The sequence below is a fragment of the Pseudoroseicyclus aestuarii genome, assembly GCF_003217255.1.
GTDB lineage: Bacteria > Pseudomonadota > Alphaproteobacteria > Rhodobacterales > Rhodobacteraceae > Pseudoroseicyclus > Pseudoroseicyclus aestuarii.
In genome coordinates, this window is record NZ_QJTE01000002.1 from 151869 (window position 1) to 168732 (window position 16864).

The window sequence follows — 16864 nt, forward strand, 5'->3', positions numbered from 1 at the left end:
CCCCCGCGCCTCAGAAGGGCAGGATCACGTCGAGCGCATCCTCGCCGTAGCCGCGGGTGACCTGCCGGCTCAGCTCTCCGCGGCCGCCGTAGGCGATCCGCGCTTCGGCGATCTTGTCGTAGGCGATGGTGTTGTCCATCCAGATGTCCTGCGGGCGGATGATGCCGGCGACGCGCAGCTCGCGCAGCTCTCCGTTCACCTTCACCTCCTGCCGCCCGGCGATCACCAGGTTGTCGTTCGGCAGCTTGCGCACCACCAGCGCCGCGATGCGCAGGTTGATCTCCTCGTCGCGGTTGATCGTGCCAAGCCCGCCCGTTGTCAGCGAGGCGTCGAGGTCGACGAGGTTTCCGCTGGGCAGATCCTCGGGGCCGACGCCGGGCAGCACCCGGTCGATCTGGCTGCCGTAGCCGAAGAGGCTGCCCAGCTCGAGGCCCGCGCCGCCCTGGCGGCTGCGGGCGGTGGCGTTGCGCAGGCTGGCGCCGTCGTCGATGTCGATGACGATGGTCAGGATGTCGCCGACCCGGCTGGCGCGCTGGTCGCCGAAAAAGCCGCTCGATCCCGTCTCCCACAGGCTCGCCGCCTCGGCCCGCTGCGGGATGCGCACCGGCTCGGGGTCCGGCATCGGCACCTGGATCATCGCCGCCTCGGGCACCGTTTCTGGCGTCAGGTCGAGGTTCGACAGGCTCGGGTCGCGGTTGAAAGCCGGAGAGGCGCAGCCGGCGAGCGTGCCGGCCGCCATGACAAGGGCGATGCGTTTCAAGGCCGGGTCTCCCGCGTGATTTCGACGAGGCCGTCGCTGACGGCGATGGCGGTGAGGGATGCATTGCTGACGAGGTTCACGACCCGCAGGTCCTGCCCGCGGTGGGCATCGGACATGGCGCGCCCCGGCGCTGTGAGTTCGAGCAGACCGTCGCTGTAGCGGATGCTGACGCGGTCGCCGCGGCCGATGACCAGCGGCTCGATCACCGATTGCGTCATCACCGGGCGCCCCTGCACCAGCACGCGGCGGACCTGCTTGCCCACCAGCGCTTCGGGATCGGTCACGGCGAAGGCGCCGACGCGGCCCAGCGGCAGGCGCAGGGTCTGAAGATCGGCCTCGGCGATGATCTCCTCGGGCAGCAGGCGCCGCGTGGGCACCGGCACCGGCACCGTCACCAGCGCAAGGCCGGTGACGCGCTGCACGGTGCCGCCGGGCAGCACCGCATCGGCGACGAACTGCCCCGTGCTCTCGTCCATCCAGAACTCTGCCAGCATGACCGCGTCCAGCGTCTCCTCGGTCTGCAGGGCGATGTCGAAGGCCGCCGTCTGGGGCAGCGCGGCGCCCAGCCGGTCGCGCGCGCGCTCCTCGACCAGCACCTCGAGCAGCTCGGCCCGGGCCGCGGACGGGGTGACCAGCGCCGTGAGCACCAGCATGAACAGAAGCGGGAAGACCGCCGCCCCGCGGCTCATTTGATCTGGTTCGCCGAGGTCAGCATCTGATCCGCCGTCTCGATCGCCTTGGAGTTCATCTCGTAGGCCCGCTGCGCCGAGATCAGGTCGGTGATCTGCTGGATGATGTTGACGTTCGATCCCTCGAGGTGGCCCTGCCGGATCACGCCGACGCCCTCGTCCCCGGGATTGACGGCGACCGGCTCGCCCGAGGCATCGGTGGCAATCAGGATGTTGTTGCCGACCTGCCGCAGCCCGGCGTCGTTGGTGAAGGTGGTCAGCGTCAGCTGCCCCAGCTCGACCGGAGCGGGATCGTTGCCGACATAGGCCATCACCGTGCCGTCCTGCCCCACGGCGACCTGCGTCGCCCCCTCGGGGATGACGATGCCGGGATCGACCTCGTTGCCGTGCAGCGTCACCAGCTGCCCCTCGGCCGACAGCTGGAAGCTGCCGTCGCGGGTGTAGCCGGTCGATCCGTCGGGCATCGCGACGGTGAAGTAGCCGCGCCCGTCGATCGCCATGTCGAGCTGGTTCTCGGTCGCGATGAGCCCGCCTTGGGTGTTCAGCCGCACGGTCCCGGCGGCCTGCACGCCAAGGCCGATGTCCACGCCGACGGGGCGCGCTGTCCCCTCGGCCGAGGTCAGGGACCCCTCGCGCTGCAGGCTCTGGTAGATCAGGTCCTGGAACGCCGCGCGGGAGGATTTGAACCCGGTGGTATTGGCGTTGGCGATGTTGTTCGAGATGACGTCGACATTGGTCTGCTGCGCGAGCATGCCGGTGGCGGCGGTTCCGAGCGCTTTCATGATGGGTCCTCTCGGCCGGTCAGGCGGTGTCGCCGAGACGCTGCAGCATGCTGCGCTGCCGGTCGTCTTCGGCTTGGATCAGGGTGGTGGCGCGGTCGTAGGCCTTCTGGATCGCGAGCATGCGCGTCATCTCCAGCACCGGCTCGACGTTGCTGGTTTCGATCGCGCCCTGCACGATACTGCTTTGCATGTCGGGCAGCGGCGCCTGCGCGTCCTCGGGCGGAAGCAGCAGGCCGCCGCCGATTCGGCTGTAGGATTGCAGGTCCGGCAGATCGAAGAGGCCGATCTGCGCGATCGGGCCGAAGCCCTGGGCCGAGATCGTGCCGTCAGCGGCGATGCTGACGCTGCCGGCGGCATCGGGCGGAATGGCGATCGGCGCGCCGCCCCGGTCCAGCACCGGCGCGCCCGCGGCGGTCACGAGGCCGCCCTGCGCATCCAGCGTCAGCTGGCCGTTGCGGCCATAGGCCGTCTGCCCGTCCGGCGTGCGATAGGCCAGCCAGCCGCTGCCCTGCACCGCCAGATCGAGCGGATTGCCCGTCTGGCTCAGGCTGCCGGGCCGCGCGTCGATGTAGCTGCCGCGGTCGATCACGTAGCTGACCGGCGCCTGCCGCGCCTCGCCGCGCACCACGAAGCTGTCGAAGGCCACCCGCTCGCCCTTGAAGCCGGCGGTGCTGGCATTCGCGACATTGTTGGCCGTGACATCGAGCTCGCGCTGCAGCGCCCGCGCCAGCGACACGGAGACGTAGGTGGAATTATCCATGCCAAACTTCCTTATCGTCCCAGCAGGCTAAATTTATATTTGCAGTAGAGGTCAAGCTATCTATGTTAATACATGAATAGAAAACGTCTGATCAAGGTAAGGCGGACACATCCTGCGGTTTACCTTTCCCATGCTGCTGTCGATCCTGGCCGCCCCCGCCTGCGCGGCGGGGGACCTGGACCTGCCGGTCCCGGGGGGCTTCGTCGCGGCCCGCGCCGAGGCGACCGCGCGGCTGGCCGGGGCGGAGGGTGCAGCCTCGGAGGCCGAGGCCCTTGTCGAGATGGCGGCCCTCTCGCTGGCCGAGGGCCTGATCCCCGAGGGGCTGTCGCTGGTGCAGGCGGTGGACCCGGCGCAGCTCGCCGATCCGGCGCGCCATGCGGCCCTTCTCGCCGCCCTGCGCCTCGCGGATGGCACGGCCCCGCCTGACGGGACGCTGCCTGATGACCCGCTCTGGGATGTGCTGGACCGGATTCGGCGGGGCCAAGAGACCGCCGCCGACCTAGCCGCCGCCTGGGATGTGCTGGCCGGCTATCCCGACCCGCTGGCCTCTCGGCTGCTTCTCCCGCTGCTCGAGGCGGCGGTGGAGGCGCGGCGCATGCCGCTGGCCGAGACCATGGCCCGGCGGGCCGAGGCGATGCCCGAGCTGCGGCGCAGCGGCCATCTGGGCTATATCCTTGGCCGGGCGGCAGAGCTGAACGGCGATCTGCCCGCCGCCTTCCAGGCCTGGAACGACGCCGCGGCCCTTAGTGACGCGGGCGCGCAGCGGGCGCGACTCGCCCTCGTCGGCCTCGGGGCGCGGACCGGCACCCTGACGCTGGACGAGCAGCGCGAGATGCTGCGTGCCATGCTGCCGCTCTGGCAAGGCGATGCGCTGCACCGCGAGGCCCTCGACCGCCTCGCCGCGGTCGAGCATGCCCTTGGCGACGATCTCGCGGCGCTCGAGGTGCTGGCCGAGGTCCTCTCCCGCTGGCCCGGCGACACCCGCGCCTCTGCCGAGGCCCGCGCGCTGCTGCAGGGCTGGTACGGCGATGCCGCCACCCGCGACCTCGGGGCGCTGATCGCGGGCCACGACCGCCTCGATCCCCGCTTCGGCTTTTTCCCCGGCTACGACCGGCAGGCAGAGGTCTATGCCCGCCGCCTGTCCGAGAGCGGCGCGAGCGGGCGCGCCGCCGCGGCCTTTGGCACCATCCGCGGCCGTCTCGAGGTGCTGCGCCGGCTAGGGGTACAGGAGGTCGCGCCAGAGCGGATCGACGCGCTGCGCCTCGCCGAGGCCGAGGCCCTGCTGCAGGGCCAGCAGATCGAGGCGGCGGCCGCCCTGATGGAGACCCCCTTCACGGCGCAGGATCCGGGATTGCGCATGCGGATCGACCACCTGCGCCGGGTCATCGCCGCCCGGAGCGGCGGCGCGCTGTCACCCGAAGAGACGGCCCGCCTCGACGCCGAGACGCAGCGCCTCGTCGCCGCGGATCGCCTGGCCCAGGGCGACTGGGAGGGGGCGAAGACGCTCTACATGGCGCTCTGGCAGGCAGAGGCGCTGGAGGTGGGCGACAGGATGAACCTGCTGCTTGCCGCGCACCGCAGCGGTGACGACGCCGTCCTCGCCTCTCTGGCCGAGGCCTTTCCGGCCATGACCGATCTTCCGGTCTGGCCACAGATCGGACAGCAGGCCGCCGGCCCGCCGCCGCAGGTGCCGATGCAGCGCTCGCAGGTCCGCGAGGCGCTGGAGGCCAGCGCCGCGCGACTGCGGGCGCTGATCCCCGCCCCGGAGTAAACCTTTAACCCCCATGAAATGATCTGCCGCAATCTATTGAAACGAGCGGTCCAGATCACAGCAGGCAAGGACAGACCATGAGCATTTCCAGCGCCATGCAGACAGGCGTCTCGGGCCTGAAGGCCTATTCGACCTCGGTCGGCAAGATCTCGGACAACATCGCGAACGCCAATACCGACGGCTATCACCGCAGCTTCGCGCAGATGGTGACCTCGACCACCGGGCCCGATGCGCCCGCCGGCGTGCGGGCCGTCGCCGGCACCGATGTCGGCAATGCCGGCGCGCTGCGCCCGACCGACCGCGCCACCGACCTCGCGCTTCAGGGCGACGGCTTCTTCCTCGTCTCGAAGACGCCGAACGATCCCGTCGCCTCGAACTACTTCCTGACGCGGGCCGGCTCCTTCACCGCCGACAGTGAGGGCAACCTCGTCAATGCCGCCGGCTACTACCTCTCCGGCTGGGCGATGGGCGAAGACGGCACCACCGGCACGGTGGACCGCAACGGGATCGGCAGCGTCAGCACCGTGAACCTTGCCGGCCAGACCGTGCAGGGCAGCGCCAGCACCGAGATGGCGCTGACCGGCAACCTGCCCTCGCAGGAGACCGGCCTCGCCCAGCCCGGCGACCCCTTCGTCTCCACGGCCGAGTACTTCACCCCGCTGGGCGAGGCAGAGCGCCTGACGATGAGCTGGCAGCCGGGCGCGGATGACAACTCCTGGACGCTGACGCTGAGCGATGCCGAGGGCGCGGCCCTCGGCTCCGTCGATGTGACCTTCGCCAACAGCGGCCCGGGTGCCGGCGCGCCGCTGTCCTATTCCAACGCGACCAACCTCGCCACCGCGCCGGCCGGCTTCGCCTTCGACCCCGCCACCGGCACGGCCACGCTGACGCTGGACAACGGCGATGCGCCGCAGCCGATGACGCTGTCGCTGGGCGCCCCGGGCAGCTTCGACGGGCTGACGCAGTTCGCCGGGGACTATGCGCTGAACACCCCCGCGGTGGACGGCGCCGAGGCCGGGGCCCTGCAGCGCACCGAGATCGCGAATGGCATCGTCTACGGCGTCTTCGACAACGGCACCCGCTCTGCCCTGTTCGAGATCCCCGTGGCGCAGGTCGCCAATGTCGACGGGCTCGAGGCGCAGGACGGCAACGCCTACCGCACGACGATCGAATCGGGCGACTGGCGGCTGGGCAATGCCGGCAGCGGCAGCCTTGGCACCATCGCCTCCGGGGCGCTCGAAAGCTCGAACGTGGATATCGCCGAAGAGCTGACCGACCTGATCGCGACGCAGCGCGCCTATTCCACCAGCGCCAAGATCATCACCACCGCCGACGAGATGCTGGAAGTCACCACCCAGCTCAAGCGCTAGCCCTAGGGGACCCCCGCCATGAGCCTGACCGGCGCCCTCCTCTCCAGCCGCAGCGGCCTGAGCGCCGCGGCCGCGCGGTCGCAGACCGTCGCAGGCAATATCGCCAATGCCGGGACGGACGGCTACGTCCGCCGCAGCACCATCGTCACCTCGCGGCAGCTTGGCGGCGGCGCGGGCGTCGAGGTCACGGCGATCCGACGCGACGCGGATGCCGCGCTGGACCGGCTGCACCGGCTGGCGATGTCCCGGCAGGCGACGCAGGATGCGGCCTCGGCCACGCTGGTGCCCTATGCCGCGATGCTGGGCGATCCCGGCGACGCGGGCACGCTCAGCGCCGATCTGACGGCGCTGCAGACCGCCTTCGACACGCTCTCGGTCACGCCGGCCTCCTCGGCGCAGCAGCTGGCGGTGCTCGATGCCGCCCAAGGGCTGGCGGGGCAGCTGAATGGGCTGGCCGGCAGCCTGTCGCAGGCCGCCGAGGATGCCCGCGGCGCCGTCGCCCGCGACGTGGACCGGGCGAACGGGCTGCTTTCGCAGATCGCCGCGCTGAACGACCGGCTCGCCGCCGATACGAGCCCGACGGCAAGCCGCGCCGCCCTGGGCGACGAGATGGACGCCGCGCTCGATGCGCTGGCCCCGCTGATGGCGTTTTCCGCCAGCACCGGCGCGGACGGGCGGGTGACGCTGCGCACCAGTGGCGGCGCCGCGCTGGTCGAGGGCGGCGAGGCGCAGACGCTGGCCTATACCCCGGCCACCGGCAGGCTGACCGCGGGCGGCGTCGACATCACCCCGAGCGAGGCCGGCTCTCGCGGGGCGTCCGAGGGCAGCATCGCCGGCCGCCTCACGCTGCTGTCGGACGACATGCCGCGCCTGCAGGCGCAGCTGGACGAGACGGCGCGGGTCCTGATCGAGGGCTTTGCCGCGGCGGATGCCAGCCTCGCGCCGGGGCAGCAGGGGCTTTTCGTGGATACCGGCGGCGCCGGGAGCGATTCGCAGGGTCTTGCCGGGCGCATCGGCGTGAACGCCTCCGTCGATCCGGAGCGGGGCGGCGCGCTTTGGCGGATCCGCGACGGCGCCGGCGCCCAGACCGAAGGCGCGGCCAGCGACGGCACCCAGATCGCCGCCTTCATCGGAGTTCTTGAGGCCGATCACACCGTCGACCCCGCCGCCGGCCTTGGCGCGCGCCTCGGGCTGCCGGCGCTGGCGGCGGGCGTGATGACCGATGCGCAGGGCCTCAAGGCGCGCGCCGCAGAGGCGGCCTCGGCCGCCGCGGTGACCACCGCCGCGATGGGCAGCAGCCGCGAGGCCGCCGAAGGCGTCTCGATCGACGACCAGCTCGGCCAGCTTCTCGAGATCGAGCAAAGCTATGCTGCCAATTCCAAGGTCCTGACCAGCGTCGCCGAGATGATCGACACGCTGCTGGCCGCCGTCTGAAGGAGACCCCGATGAGCAGTATCTCCGGCCTGTCGAGCACTTACATCATGCGCGCCCAGCGCGACCACGTCGCCCGGCTGCAAGGCCAGCTGGACCGCGCCGCCCAAGAGGTCGCGACCGGCCTGACCGCCGATCCCTACGGCGATCTCGGCGCCGGGACCGCCGTCTCGCTCGAGCTGCGGGCCGGGCAGGATCGCACTCTTGGGCTGATCGGCGCCAATACCGCCCTCGCCGGCCGGATGGAGGCGACGGCGCTGGCGCTTTCGGAGATGCGCGATACCATCACGGCGGTGATGTCCCCCGCCGCCAGCGCCAGCGCCACCAAGACCGTCGGTGCCGCGCAGCTGCAGGCGCTGGCGCAGGGTGCGCTTGAGCAGGTGGCGGCCCAGCTGAACGGCAGCTACGGCGGCAGCCACCTGTTCTCGGGCGCCGCCAGCGACCGCCCCGCCATCGACTGGGACGACGCGGTGCTGGCCGCGGCCGCCGGCGCGCCCCCGGCGACGGAGGCCGGCGCACGCCAGACGGCGGCCGATATCGCCGCGCTCTTCACCGAAGAGGGATTCGCCGCCTTCTACCGGGGCACCCCGGCCTCCGAGGGGCCGCGCTCGAGCGCCCAGATCGACGAGGGCGTGAGCCTGACTTACGGCGTGCAGGCCGACGATCCGATGATGCGCGAGGCGCTGCGCGGGCTGTCGATGCTGGCCGCCATCGACGTCTCGCAGATCGACGACGAAGAGGCCTATGCCGCCTACATGGAAGAGGCGCTTTCGGCCCTCTCGTCGGGCGTGTCGGGGCTGACGCAGACCGAGACGCGGCTGGGCACCCAGCAGGCGCGGCTGGACCGGACGATCGCCGTGCAGCAATCGCGCAGCGACCTCTACCAGCAGCAGGTCCTCTCGCTCGAAGCCGTCGATCCCTACGAGGCCGCGACCCGCGTGAGCGAGCTGGAGACACGGCTTCAGGCGACCTACGCCGTCACCGCGCGGCTTTCGGGGCTGAGCCTGCTGAACTTCCTCTGATCCGCCGCCGTCAGACGGCGGCGGCGCAGCCGTCCAGCGGCATCCCGGAGGACAGCTTGTAGCCGCGGCCATGCACCGTCTCGATGTATTGGCGCCCCGTTTCGGCGGCGGCATCGATCTTCTTGCGGATCTTGCAGATGTAGACGTCGATGACCTTGTCGAAGGGCTGCGCCTCGGCCATGCCGTAGACCGCGTCGTAGATCGCCGCCTTCGACACCACCTTCTCCGCGTTCAGCGCGAGGTGGTGGAAGATCGCGTGCTCGCGGCGCGACAGCTTGATCCTCTGGCCCGCGACCTCGGGATCGCGCCCGTCGAAGAAGGCCGTCACCTCGCCCAGTTGCAGGCTTTCGGCGGCATGGCCGCTGGCGCGGCGCTGGATCGCGTGGATGCGGCTGCGCAGCTCCTGCGCCTTGATCGGCACCACCAGGTCGTCGTCCGCCCCGGCATCCAGCAGCGCCGCTGCATGGGCGGAGTTGCGCATGTCGCGCATCGTCAGCACCGGGTTCATGCAGCCCGCCGCGCGCAGCGCCCGCACATGACCGGCCACCTCTGGCGCCGCGACCGACAGCAGGAAGGGCCGCCCCTGCGCCCCTCCCTGCAGCAAGAGGCCCAGATCCCGGCGAAAGAAGCTCTCGTCGATCGGGACGGCCACCAGCCGGGCCGAGGCCAGCTCGGCCGTCAGGCCGGCATGCCGCTCGAGCCGCGGCTCCAGGATGTAGAGGTGCATGGGCTGTCCCGCTCTGGCTTCGGTCCGAAGAACATGAATAGCTTTGACCTTTGTCGCGAATAGGTCAAGTATAGGAATAGATATGCTTGCCTGAAGACAGGTTTATACTTGTGATGCGCGGACACCGCTTCGATATCGTGGACGACCCCTTCCCCTGGAGGCAGGTGCTGATGGCGATCCCTCCCCTCATCCTGCGGCTCGTCGGAATGCTTCTGCTGATGATCGCCTGCCTGACGGCGGTGGCGGCGCAGGCGGATGTGCGGATCAAGGACATCGCCTTCTTCGAGGGGATGCGTGAGAACCAGCTCGTCGGTTACGGCCTTGTGGTCGGGCTGAACGGCACCGGCGACACGCTGCGCAATAGCCCCTTCACCGAGCAGAGCCTTGAGGGGATGCTGCAGCGCCTCGGCGTCGGCAACCTCTCCGAAGAGGACATGCGCACCAGCAACACCGCCGCGGTCATGGTCACCGCGATGCTGCCGCCCTTCGCCCGGCGCGGGAACACCATCGACGTGGTGGTCAGCAGCCTCGGCGATGCGGACAGCCTGCGCGGCGGCACGCTGATCGTCACCCCGCTCTCGGGCGCCGACGGCGAAGTCTATGCCGTGGCACAGGGGCCGATCGCCGTGGCCGGCTACGCGGCGCAGGGCATCAATGCCAGCATCGTCGAGGGCGTCCCCACCGTCGCCCGGATCGAGAACGGCGCCACGGTCGAGAACGAGATCGCCTTCGCCTTCGACAGCCTCGATTCGGTGCGCATCTCGCTCCGGGTGCCGGATTTCACCACCGCCCAGCGGGTGGAAGAGGCGATCAACGGCGCACTCGGCGCCAATACCGCCCGCGCGCTCGATGCCACGACGATCGAGGTGAACCCCTATGAGAAGGGCGATCTGCCCGGCTTCATGGCCGCGATCGAGGGGCTGCGCGTGACGCCCGACAGCATGGCCCGCGTGGTGATCGACGCCCGCTCCGGCACCATCGTGATCGGCCAGAACGTCCGCATCGACCGCGTCGCCGTCAGCCAGGGCGGGCTGACGGTCACCGTGCGCGAGGATATCGAGGTCAGCCAGCCGGAGCCCTTCAGCATCGGCGAGACGGTCGTGGTGCCGCAGACCTCCGTCGCGGTGGAAGAGCGCGAGGCGAATTTCTCGATCCTCGAGGGGGACGTCAGCCTGCAGCGGCTTGTCGACGGGCTGAACGCCATCGGCCTCGGCGCGACCGAGACCATCAGCATCCTGCAGGCGCTCAAGGCGGCGGGCGCCCTTCATGCCGATCTGGAGATCATCTGATGACCGAGGTGACAGCCCCCCAGCCCGCCCTGCCCTCCCGCACCCCGGCGCGCGAAAGCGAAGCCGCAGCCACCGCGCGGGAGTTCGAGGCGATGTTCCTGACCCAGACCGTCGAGGAGATGCTGCGCACCGTCGACATGGGCAGCTTCGGCGGCGGCGAGGCCGAGGAGATCTGGCGCGGCTTCCTGGCGCAGGCCTATGCCAGCGAGATCGCCGCTGGCGGCGGCACCGGCATCGCCCGCAGCGTCGAGGCCAGCATCGAGGCCTATCAGGCCCGCATGGGTGAGGACGAATGACCGCGCCCGTCGCCGCCCTCACCGTGCTCCTGACCGAAGAGATCGCCGCCATCCGCCGCGGCGACCTGCCGGTGATCGACAGGCTCGCGCCAGAGAAGGCCCGCCTCGCCGCCCTGATCGAGGCGCAGGATCCGTCCAAGACGCCCGAGGGCCTGCCCGAGCTGCGCGCCCTGATCGCCGAGGACGCGCGGTTGCTGGACATGCTGACCGAGGCGACCGCCGGCCTTGCCGCCGAGCTGCGCCGGGTCCGCGACCGCCATTCGCTCAAGGGGCTATACGGCCGCTCCGGCGATCCGGCCCCCGCGCAGCCCGGCGCATCGGGCCGGTTCGACCGGACCTGGTAGGGACCGCGCCCGCACAATTGCGGCGCAAAAGGGGCGCAAACACCCCGCAAGCCACGGATAAGACACACAAACCGTAACCCGCGCAAAACCGGGGCCGCCAATATCACCATCACGGCCCCGCAGCGGGCTCGCTTCGTCAGAAAGACGAAACCAGTGACCAGAACAGATCACGGAGAAGACGCATGTCGTCCATTCTGACCAACAACAGCGCGATGAATGCGCTGACCACCCTTCGCGGCATCAACAGCAACCTGTCCACCACGCAGGACCGCATCTCGAGCGGCCTGAAGGTCGCCAGCGCGAAGGACAACGCCTCCTACTTCTCGATCGCCAAGACGATGAGCTCCGAGAGCTCGATGAACAAGGCGGTCAACGACGGCCTGACGCTGGCCCGCGGCTCCATCGCGACCGCGTCGCTGGGCGCCGAGAGCATGGTCGAGATGACCACCCAGCTGAAGGACCTGCTCTCCACCGCGCTGCAGGACACCGTCGACAAGGAGACGATCCAGGAGTCTGTCAACAACCTGCTGTCGAACATGCGCAACTCGATCAGCCAGGCCAGCTACAACGGGCAGAACCTCCTGGCCGCCGACAGCACGGGCACCACGATCATCACCGGCGTCAGCTCCTCCTACGACTCGGCGAACAAAACCGGCTCGGTCAGCACCACCGAGATCACCGTGGCCGCCACGGACCTGGGCACCATGCTGATTAGCGCAGCCGACGGCGGCACCGGCATCGGTTCGATCGACCTGACGACCGACGCTGATGGCGATGGCACTCCCGACATGAGCGTTGCGGATGCGCTCGCGCTCGCCAGCGCTGCCGTCGCCCAGTCCACCTCCGCCGCCGCCACCCTCGGCTCGGCCGAGAAGACGCTCGAGCAGCAGCAGGAGTTCCTGACCAACCTGACCGACAAGATCGACAGCGGCGTCGGCTCGCTCGTTGATGCCGACATGGAGAGCGAGGCCGCGCGCCTTCAGGCCCTTCAGGTCCAGCAGCAGCTGGCCAGCCAGGCTCTGTCGATCGCGAACTCCGCGCCGCAGAACATCCTGAGCCTGTTCCGCTAACGGGTGATCGCGGGGCGGGCCTTCGGGCCCGCCCCGTCCTTTTCGGCCCGCGGTGGCCGGAACACGCGCCCGCAGAAGCGGGCCGCAGCGAGGAGCAGAAGCCATGAGCGTTGCCGCCTACAGAAATACCCTTCGCGAAAGCGATTCCCCCCGCCATATCGAACGCCGCCTGCTGGCCGAGGCCGCCGCCCGGATCGAGGCCTTTGCCCCGGCCTTCGACGGCGACAGCGCCCGCACCGCGCGGCTGTCGATCCTTGCCTCGGGCCTGCGCGAGGCGCTGGTGCGCAATCAGAGCCTCTGGGCCGCGCTGCGCCTCGACCTCGCCGAGGCCGGGAATGGCCTCGCTCCGGCGCTGCGGGCACAGCTCATCTCGATCTCGGCCTGGGTCGACCGCCAGACTACCGCCGCCCTGCGCGGCAGGGACAGCGTCGGCCCGCTGGTCGAGGTGAACCGCGCCATCGTCGACGGCCTCTCGGCCCGCCCCGCGCAGCCCGCGACCGAGGCGCAGGCCGCCGCCTCCGTCTCTCTGGCGACGTGAGGGGGACGGCATGGCACTCAAGCTGACGCTCAAGCCGAACGAACGGATCATCGTCAACGGCTGCGCCCTGCGCAACAGCGGGCGGCGGCACGTGATGATCGTCGAAAGCCAGGCCGATGTCGTCCGCGGGCAGGACCTGCTCGATGCCGAGGCCGCCGCCACCCCGGCGGCGCAGGTCTACTTCCTCGTGCAGACCGCCCTGACCCGCTCCGACCTGCGCGAGGCGCTGGCCCCCGCGATCCGCGACCGCCTCGCGACGCTCTCGGCGACCAGTTTCGCCTCGGCGCATCGCGGCGACCTGATGGAAGCCGCGACCTTCATCGCCATGGGCGATTTCTACAAGGCGCTGCGCGCCCTGCGCCCGATGATGCGCGAAGAGGCCGCGGCCCTGCCGCAGGCAGAGGACAGCGCGGCATGATCCCGATCGCCGGCATGGGCGCCTCGGTGGGGCTGACGCTCTCGACCGCCACGCGCGAGCGGCAGATGGCGCTGATCGAGACCGGCGCAATGCAATCGCGCGAGATCGAGGCCTTTCGCAGCCGGATCGACGATATCCAGACCGTCGACCAGCTGATCGCCGATCCTGAGGTCTACCGCTTCGTGATGAAGGCCCATGACCTCGAGGATCAGATCTTCGGCAAGGCGATGATCCGCAAGATCCTGCAAAGCGACGACAGCGAGCCGGGCGCGCTGATCAACAGGATGACCGACCCCCGGTTCGAGGCGCTCTACGACGGCCTCGGCTTCACCGAAGGCGGCACCGTCAACGAGAATACCAAGGATCCCGCCTGGATCGAGGGCCTGGTGGACCGCTACGTCGAGCAGGCCTTCATCAACGACGCCGCCGCGCAGAACGAGGCCGTTGGCCAGGCGCTGACCTTCCGCCGCGACGCAGCCTCGGTGCGCAGCTGGTACGACGTCCTCGGCAATCCCGCGCTCAGCCGGGTGCTGCGCGGCGCCTTGGGCATCCCGGAAGCCGTCGCCGGCATCGACCTCGACCGGCAGGTCGAGATGTTCGCGGGCAAGATGGATCTTTCGGACCTGAAGGACCCGCGGGAAGTCGAAAGCATCCTGCGCCGCTACACCGCCCTGACGGATGCCAAGAGCGGCGCCGCCGCGGCCTCGAGCGCGGCGGTCCAGCTCATGGCGGGCGCGCAGGCCAGCGCCTCGGGAAACTGGACGCCGCGGCTGCTGGATATCAGCGCCATCGACGTCTCGGTCCTTTCCGGCGCCTCGGCCTACCGGCGCTAGGCCCGCACCCCGCGCGCGATGCGCATGAAATGCGCCAGCCGGCTGTCGCTGCGGCTTTGCGGGCGTGCATGCAGCAGGCGGGCCTGCTTCATGGGCGCATCCATCCGGTCGATGACGAGGTAGCGCTTCACCCTGTCGCTGCCGCGCGGCTGATGCGTATGGGCGATGATGCCGCTGTGGTCCATGCCGATTCCTCCCCAGGTCCTGAGCATGGGTTACCATAGCGTAAATCACGCCGGATTCATCATGGTCATTCCGCCGAAACGGCCCTCGGTACGGCGGCGGACCCTGCGGCAAAGGGCGCCTCGTCCCGCGGCATCCCCCCCGGCATGACGGCTCCGTAGTGCTGAACGAGATCGGTCGGAACGCCGGCCTCCTCCAGCGCGGCCAGCGCCTCGGGCTCTGCCTCGCGGCCGGCGTTGCGCAGGACGACGCGCAGGATACGGCCCGGATGCCGCGCGGCGGCGGCGGCATAGATGGCGGCGTCGTGCTGGCCGGTATCGCCGATCAGCACGAAGCGCAGGCCCGGATTGGCGGCCAGGATCAGATCGATCGCTCGCCCCTTGTGACCGAAGTGCCCCGAGGGGGCCTTCTCGGCGGCGCTGAGGCCGAGGTCGCGCAGGAACAGCGGCCCGCGCACCAGCCCGGCGCGGGCGAAGATCGCCTCGAGGAAGTCATGCAGGTTCCAGGGCGAGGAGCTGACGTAGAAGACCGGGCTGCCGCGCAGCGCGAGGCGGTCCAGAAGCTCTGCCGCATCGGGATGCACCCGCCGGGTCAGCACGTTGCCCGTCAGCGATACCCAGAGGTTCCGCGGCAGCGACCATGCGCCGGTATGCATGAGCGTGTCGTCGATATCGCTGATCGTGCCGAAGCGCGCCCCGGGCTGCGTCGCCAGAACCGGCAGGACCGCCCGCGCCTCGGGCGTATCCGCGATCTCGACCGGGACCTGCAGCCAGCCGCTGCGCCCGGCGCGCGGGACGGTCAGGGTGAAATACCCCTCGGCATCGGTGACCGCGCTGACCCCGGCATCCGGGACACGGACCGTGACGCCCGCCACCTCGTCGGTCAGGAACAGAGACAGCATCTGGCGCAGGTTGATCCAGACACTCTGGTCCGCCCGCGGCTCGTGCCGCCGCACGTGGCTCAGGACGCGGCCCCGCGCGACAAGGCTGTCCGGCGTGGAATAACCGACGTAGCCGGCGATGACCGGGGCGCTGTCGCCCCGGCGGTGGCTGCGGGCCCAGAGCCAGTCGAGCGCCCGCTCGACCCGCAGGCCGAGACGCCGCAGCAGCCGGCGCAAGGGCCGGGGCGATCTGCGGCGCCTCTGCGTCACCGAACCGCGCTCATTGCGCCGGGCTGATCCGGACAACGGCGCCGTTGTCGTAGTCGGTCAGCGCCAGCACATCGCCGTTCGGCGCCACCTCGACGTCGCGGACACGGCCGAGGTCCGTGGCTATCCGCTCCTCGCCGACGACGCGGCCGTCCTTGATCTGCAGCCGGACCACGCCGCCCGGGCGCAGCGAGGCGATCAGCAGGTCGCCCTCCCAGCCCTCGAAGGCATCGGCGTCGTAGAACTGCGCACCGCTGGGCGCGATCACCGGGTCCCAGTAGTAGACCGGCTCCTCGAAGCCTTCGGCCCGCGCCTGCGCACTGCCGATGGCGCCGCCGTCGTAGCGCAGCCCGTAGCTGACCTCGGGCCAGCCGTAGTTCAGCCCCGGCTCGACAAGGTTCAGCTCGTCGCCGCCTGCGGGCCCATGCTCGATCTCCCAGAGCTGGCCATCCGCATCCATGGCAAGGCCCTGCGGGTTACGGTGCCCGGTGCTCCAGATCGCCGGCTCCCAGCCCTCCAGCTGCGGATTGCCCTCGGGAATGGATCCGTCGGGCAGGATGCGGATCACCTTGCCGTAGGTCGTGGAGTTGTCCTGCGCCAGCTGCCTGTTCGCATCCGAGAAATGCTCGCCCATGCTGACGAAGAGGTGCCCCTCGCCGTCGAACATCAACCGGCTGCCGTAATGCGCCGGGGTATCGGCGGGCGGCGTCTGCAGGAAGATGTCCTCGACCCCGCTCAGCCCCGACAGATCCTCGGCCAGGGTGCCACGGGCGACGGCGGTGACGGTGCCCCCCTCGACCTGCTTGGAATAGGTGAAATAGACCATGCGGTCGCTGCCGAAATCGGGGCCGGTCGTGACGTCCAGCATCCCGCCCTGCTCGCGGGCATCGACCTGCGGCAGGCCCGACAGCGGCTCCGACAGGCTGCCGTCCTCGCCCAGCACGCGCAGGCGGCCCGCCCGCTCGGTCACCAGCCAGCCGCCTTCGGGCAGCGGCGCGATGCCCCAGGGATGGACCAGCCCGTCGACCACCGTGGTGGGGCTGACGGCGGTTTCGGCCAGCGCCGGGGCGCGGGTCTGGTTCTCGAAGGCCGGCTCGAAATCGGCGTTCTTCGGCCCCTGCTCGACAGGGGCGCCGGTCGGTACGGCATCCTGCGCCGCGGCGCAGGCCGGAAGCAGCGCGGCGAGCGCCAGTGTCAGTCGCGTCGTCATGTCTCGTCCTCCTTGGATTGCGAGACAAGGGTAGGACGCGCCGCCGCGCCCGCCAGCCGCGACGGGGCCCGGCGCGCCGCCCCGGCGATCACCCGATCGTCATCGCGCGCCAGCGCTCGCGCCCCGGGACTCGCATCGGCCCGGCAGAGGCCCAGCGCGGCGACCCTGTCGTCGAAGGCGCGCGCGTGACACCGCTGCGTAAGACCCGTGCTCTTCATGTTTCC

The 16864-nt window shown here is 70.4% G+C and carries 20 protein-coding genes; 11 read left to right on the top strand and 9 right to left on the bottom strand.

Going from position 1 to position 16864, the window contains the following annotated elements; translation table 11 throughout:
* Positions 1–10 precede the first annotated feature (10 nt).
* From DFP88_RS05510 to flgF, 4 genes are read right to left on the bottom strand one after another with little or no spacing between them, the layout of a single operon-like run.
* A complete protein-coding gene (locus DFP88_RS05510; RefSeq protein WP_245904705.1) occupies positions 11–760 on the bottom strand; it encodes a flagellar basal body L-ring protein FlgH in 750 nt (249 codons plus the stop codon).
* The gene (gene flgA / locus DFP88_RS05515; protein ID WP_110813475.1) at positions 757–1449 is read right to left on the bottom strand and encodes a flagellar basal body P-ring formation chaperone FlgA; all 693 of its coding nucleotides are present in this window, start codon (positions 1447–1449) and stop codon (positions 757–759) included. The genes DFP88_RS05510 and flgA overlap by 4 nt, the downstream gene beginning before the upstream one ends.
* Positions 1446–2231 carry a flagellar basal-body rod protein FlgG gene (gene flgG, locus DFP88_RS05520; protein ID WP_110813476.1) on the bottom strand — a complete coding sequence of 262 codons (786 nt, stop codon included), beginning with the start codon at positions 2229–2231 and terminating at the stop codon, positions 1446–1448. Before flgG ends, flgA begins: the two co-directional genes overlap by 4 nt.
* A 19-nt stretch (positions 2232–2250) precedes the next feature.
* Positions 2251–2991: a flagellar basal-body rod protein FlgF gene (gene flgF / locus DFP88_RS05525; protein ID WP_110813477.1), complete on the bottom strand. Its 741-nt coding sequence runs from the start codon at positions 2989–2991 to the stop codon at positions 2251–2253.
* Positions 2992–3121: 130 nt separating this feature from the next.
* Between flgF and DFP88_RS05530 the strand changes: the two genes are divergently transcribed.
* From DFP88_RS05530 to DFP88_RS05545, 4 genes are all read left to right on the top strand, one after another.
* The gene (locus tag DFP88_RS05530; protein WP_110813478.1) at positions 3122–4762 is read left to right on the top strand and encodes a hypothetical protein; all 1641 of its coding nucleotides are present in this window, start codon (positions 3122–3124) and stop codon (positions 4760–4762) included.
* A 77-nt stretch (positions 4763–4839) separates the two neighbouring features.
* Positions 4840–6132 (top strand): flagellar hook protein FlgE, encoded by a 1293-nt coding sequence (locus DFP88_RS05535; protein WP_110813479.1) that lies wholly within the window; start codon positions 4840–4842, stop codon positions 6130–6132.
* 18 nt (positions 6133–6150) lie between these two features.
* The gene (gene flgK / locus DFP88_RS05540; RefSeq protein WP_110813480.1) at positions 6151–7566 is read left to right on the top strand and encodes a flagellar hook-associated protein FlgK; all 1416 of its coding nucleotides are present in this window, start codon (positions 6151–6153) and stop codon (positions 7564–7566) included.
* Positions 7567–7577: 11 nt separating this feature from the next.
* Positions 7578–8585, top strand: coding sequence for a flagellin (locus DFP88_RS05545; protein WP_110813481.1), 1008 nt, complete (start codon positions 7578–7580; stop codon positions 8583–8585).
* Positions 8586–8595: 10 nt separating this feature from the next.
* Here the strand turns inward: DFP88_RS05545 and DFP88_RS05550 are convergent, their stop codons facing one another.
* Positions 8596–9312 carry a response regulator transcription factor gene (locus DFP88_RS05550; protein ID WP_110813482.1) on the bottom strand — a complete coding sequence of 239 codons (717 nt, stop codon included), beginning with the start codon at positions 9310–9312 and terminating at the stop codon, positions 8596–8598.
* A gap of 206 nt (positions 9313–9518) precedes the next feature.
* Between DFP88_RS05550 and DFP88_RS05555 the strand changes: the two genes are divergently transcribed.
* The 7 genes from DFP88_RS05555 (at position 9519) to DFP88_RS05585 (ending at position 14100) form a co-directional block, all read left to right on the top strand.
* Positions 9519–10601 carry a flagellar basal body P-ring protein FlgI gene (locus DFP88_RS05555; RefSeq protein WP_425450819.1) on the top strand — a complete coding sequence of 361 codons (1083 nt, stop codon included), beginning with the start codon at positions 9519–9521 and terminating at the stop codon, positions 10599–10601.
* On the top strand, positions 10601–10897 hold the full coding sequence (locus DFP88_RS05560; protein WP_110813483.1) for a rod-binding protein: 297 nt from the start codon (positions 10601–10603) through the stop codon (positions 10895–10897). Before DFP88_RS05555 ends, DFP88_RS05560 begins: the two co-directional genes overlap by 1 nt.
* Positions 10894–11241 carry a hypothetical protein gene (locus tag DFP88_RS05565; protein WP_110813484.1) on the top strand — a complete coding sequence of 116 codons (348 nt, stop codon included), beginning with the start codon at positions 10894–10896 and terminating at the stop codon, positions 11239–11241. Before DFP88_RS05560 ends, DFP88_RS05565 begins: the two co-directional genes overlap by 4 nt.
* Before the next feature lie 182 nt (positions 11242–11423).
* On the top strand, positions 11424–12311 hold the full coding sequence (locus DFP88_RS05570) for a flagellin N-terminal helical domain-containing protein (RefSeq protein WP_110813485.1): 888 nt from the start codon (positions 11424–11426) through the stop codon (positions 12309–12311).
* 103 nt (positions 12312–12414) lie between these two features.
* Positions 12415–12849 carry a flagellar biosynthesis regulator FlaF gene (locus DFP88_RS05575; protein WP_110813486.1) on the top strand — a complete coding sequence of 145 codons (435 nt, stop codon included), beginning with the start codon at positions 12415–12417 and terminating at the stop codon, positions 12847–12849.
* A 10-nt stretch (positions 12850–12859) separates the two neighbouring features.
* On the top strand, positions 12860–13267 hold the full coding sequence (locus tag DFP88_RS05580; protein WP_110813487.1) for a flagellar biosynthesis repressor FlbT: 408 nt from the start codon (positions 12860–12862) through the stop codon (positions 13265–13267).
* Positions 13264–14100, top strand: a complete 837-nt coding sequence (locus tag DFP88_RS05585; protein WP_110813488.1) for a DUF1217 domain-containing protein — start codon at positions 13264–13266, stop codon at positions 14098–14100. The genes DFP88_RS05580 and DFP88_RS05585 overlap by 4 nt, the downstream gene beginning before the upstream one ends.
* Here DFP88_RS05585 and DFP88_RS05590 read toward each other — a convergent pair.
* From DFP88_RS05590 to DFP88_RS05605, 4 genes are all read right to left on the bottom strand, one after another.
* Positions 14097–14285, bottom strand: a complete 189-nt coding sequence (locus DFP88_RS05590) for a hypothetical protein (protein ID WP_110813489.1) — start codon at positions 14283–14285, stop codon at positions 14097–14099. The two genes, DFP88_RS05585 and DFP88_RS05590, sit on opposite strands and share 4 nt — an antisense overlap.
* 65 nt (positions 14286–14350) lie before the next feature.
* Complete coding sequence (locus DFP88_RS05595) at positions 14351–15400, bottom strand: phosphatase domain-containing protein (protein WP_110813490.1); 1050 nt, start codon at positions 15398–15400, stop codon at positions 14351–14353.
* Positions 15401–15443: 43 nt separating this feature from the next.
* Positions 15444–16640, bottom strand: a complete 1197-nt coding sequence (locus tag DFP88_RS05600; RefSeq protein ID WP_110813491.1) for a PQQ-dependent sugar dehydrogenase — start codon at positions 16638–16640, stop codon at positions 15444–15446.
* Positions 16637–16858, bottom strand: a complete 222-nt coding sequence (locus tag DFP88_RS05605; RefSeq protein WP_110813492.1) for a hypothetical protein — start codon at positions 16856–16858, stop codon at positions 16637–16639. The genes DFP88_RS05600 and DFP88_RS05605 overlap by 4 nt, the downstream gene beginning before the upstream one ends.
* Positions 16859–16864 lie beyond the last annotated feature (6 nt).

Excerpts from the sequence above, each read along its gene's own strand:
- flgA (WP_110813475.1), bottom strand. The coding sequence starts at position 1,449 with ATGAGCCGCGGGGCGGCGGTCTTCCCGCTTCTGTTCATGCTGGTGCTC.
- flgG (WP_110813476.1), bottom strand. The coding sequence starts at position 2,231 with ATGAAAGCGCTCGGAACCGCCGCCACCGGCATGCTCGCGCAGCAGACC.
- flgF (WP_110813477.1), bottom strand. The coding sequence starts at position 2,991 with ATGGATAATTCCACCTACGTCTCCGTGTCGCTGGCGCGGGCGCTGCAG.
- DFP88_RS05530 (WP_110813478.1), top strand. The coding sequence starts at position 3,122 with ATGCTGCTGTCGATCCTGGCCGCCCCCGCCTGCGCGGCGGGGGACCTG.
- DFP88_RS05535 (WP_110813479.1), top strand. The coding sequence starts at position 4,840 with ATGAGCATTTCCAGCGCCATGCAGACAGGCGTCTCGGGCCTGAAGGCC.
- flgK (WP_110813480.1), top strand. The coding sequence starts at position 6,151 with ATGAGCCTGACCGGCGCCCTCCTCTCCAGCCGCAGCGGCCTGAGCGCC.
- DFP88_RS05545 (WP_110813481.1), top strand. The coding sequence starts at position 7,578 with ATGAGCAGTATCTCCGGCCTGTCGAGCACTTACATCATGCGCGCCCAG.
- DFP88_RS05550 (WP_110813482.1), bottom strand. The coding sequence starts at position 9,312 with ATGCACCTCTACATCCTGGAGCCGCGGCTCGAGCGGCATGCCGGCCTG.
- DFP88_RS05555 (WP_425450819.1), top strand. The coding sequence starts at position 9,519 with ATGCTTCTGCTGATGATCGCCTGCCTGACGGCGGTGGCGGCGCAGGCG.
- DFP88_RS05560 (WP_110813483.1), top strand. The coding sequence starts at position 10,601 with ATGACCGAGGTGACAGCCCCCCAGCCCGCCCTGCCCTCCCGCACCCCG.
- DFP88_RS05565 (WP_110813484.1), top strand. The coding sequence starts at position 10,894 with ATGACCGCGCCCGTCGCCGCCCTCACCGTGCTCCTGACCGAAGAGATC.
- DFP88_RS05570 (WP_110813485.1), top strand. The coding sequence starts at position 11,424 with ATGTCGTCCATTCTGACCAACAACAGCGCGATGAATGCGCTGACCACC.
- DFP88_RS05575 (WP_110813486.1), top strand. The coding sequence starts at position 12,415 with ATGAGCGTTGCCGCCTACAGAAATACCCTTCGCGAAAGCGATTCCCCC.
- DFP88_RS05580 (WP_110813487.1), top strand. The coding sequence starts at position 12,860 with ATGGCACTCAAGCTGACGCTCAAGCCGAACGAACGGATCATCGTCAAC.
- DFP88_RS05585 (WP_110813488.1), top strand. The coding sequence starts at position 13,264 with ATGATCCCGATCGCCGGCATGGGCGCCTCGGTGGGGCTGACGCTCTCG.
- DFP88_RS05590 (WP_110813489.1), bottom strand. The coding sequence starts at position 14,285 with ATGGACCACAGCGGCATCATCGCCCATACGCATCAGCCGCGCGGCAGC.
- DFP88_RS05600 (WP_110813491.1), bottom strand. The coding sequence starts at position 16,640 with ATGACGACGCGACTGACACTGGCGCTCGCCGCGCTGCTTCCGGCCTGC.
- DFP88_RS05605 (WP_110813492.1), bottom strand. The coding sequence starts at position 16,858 with ATGAAGAGCACGGGTCTTACGCAGCGGTGTCACGCGCGCGCCTTCGAC.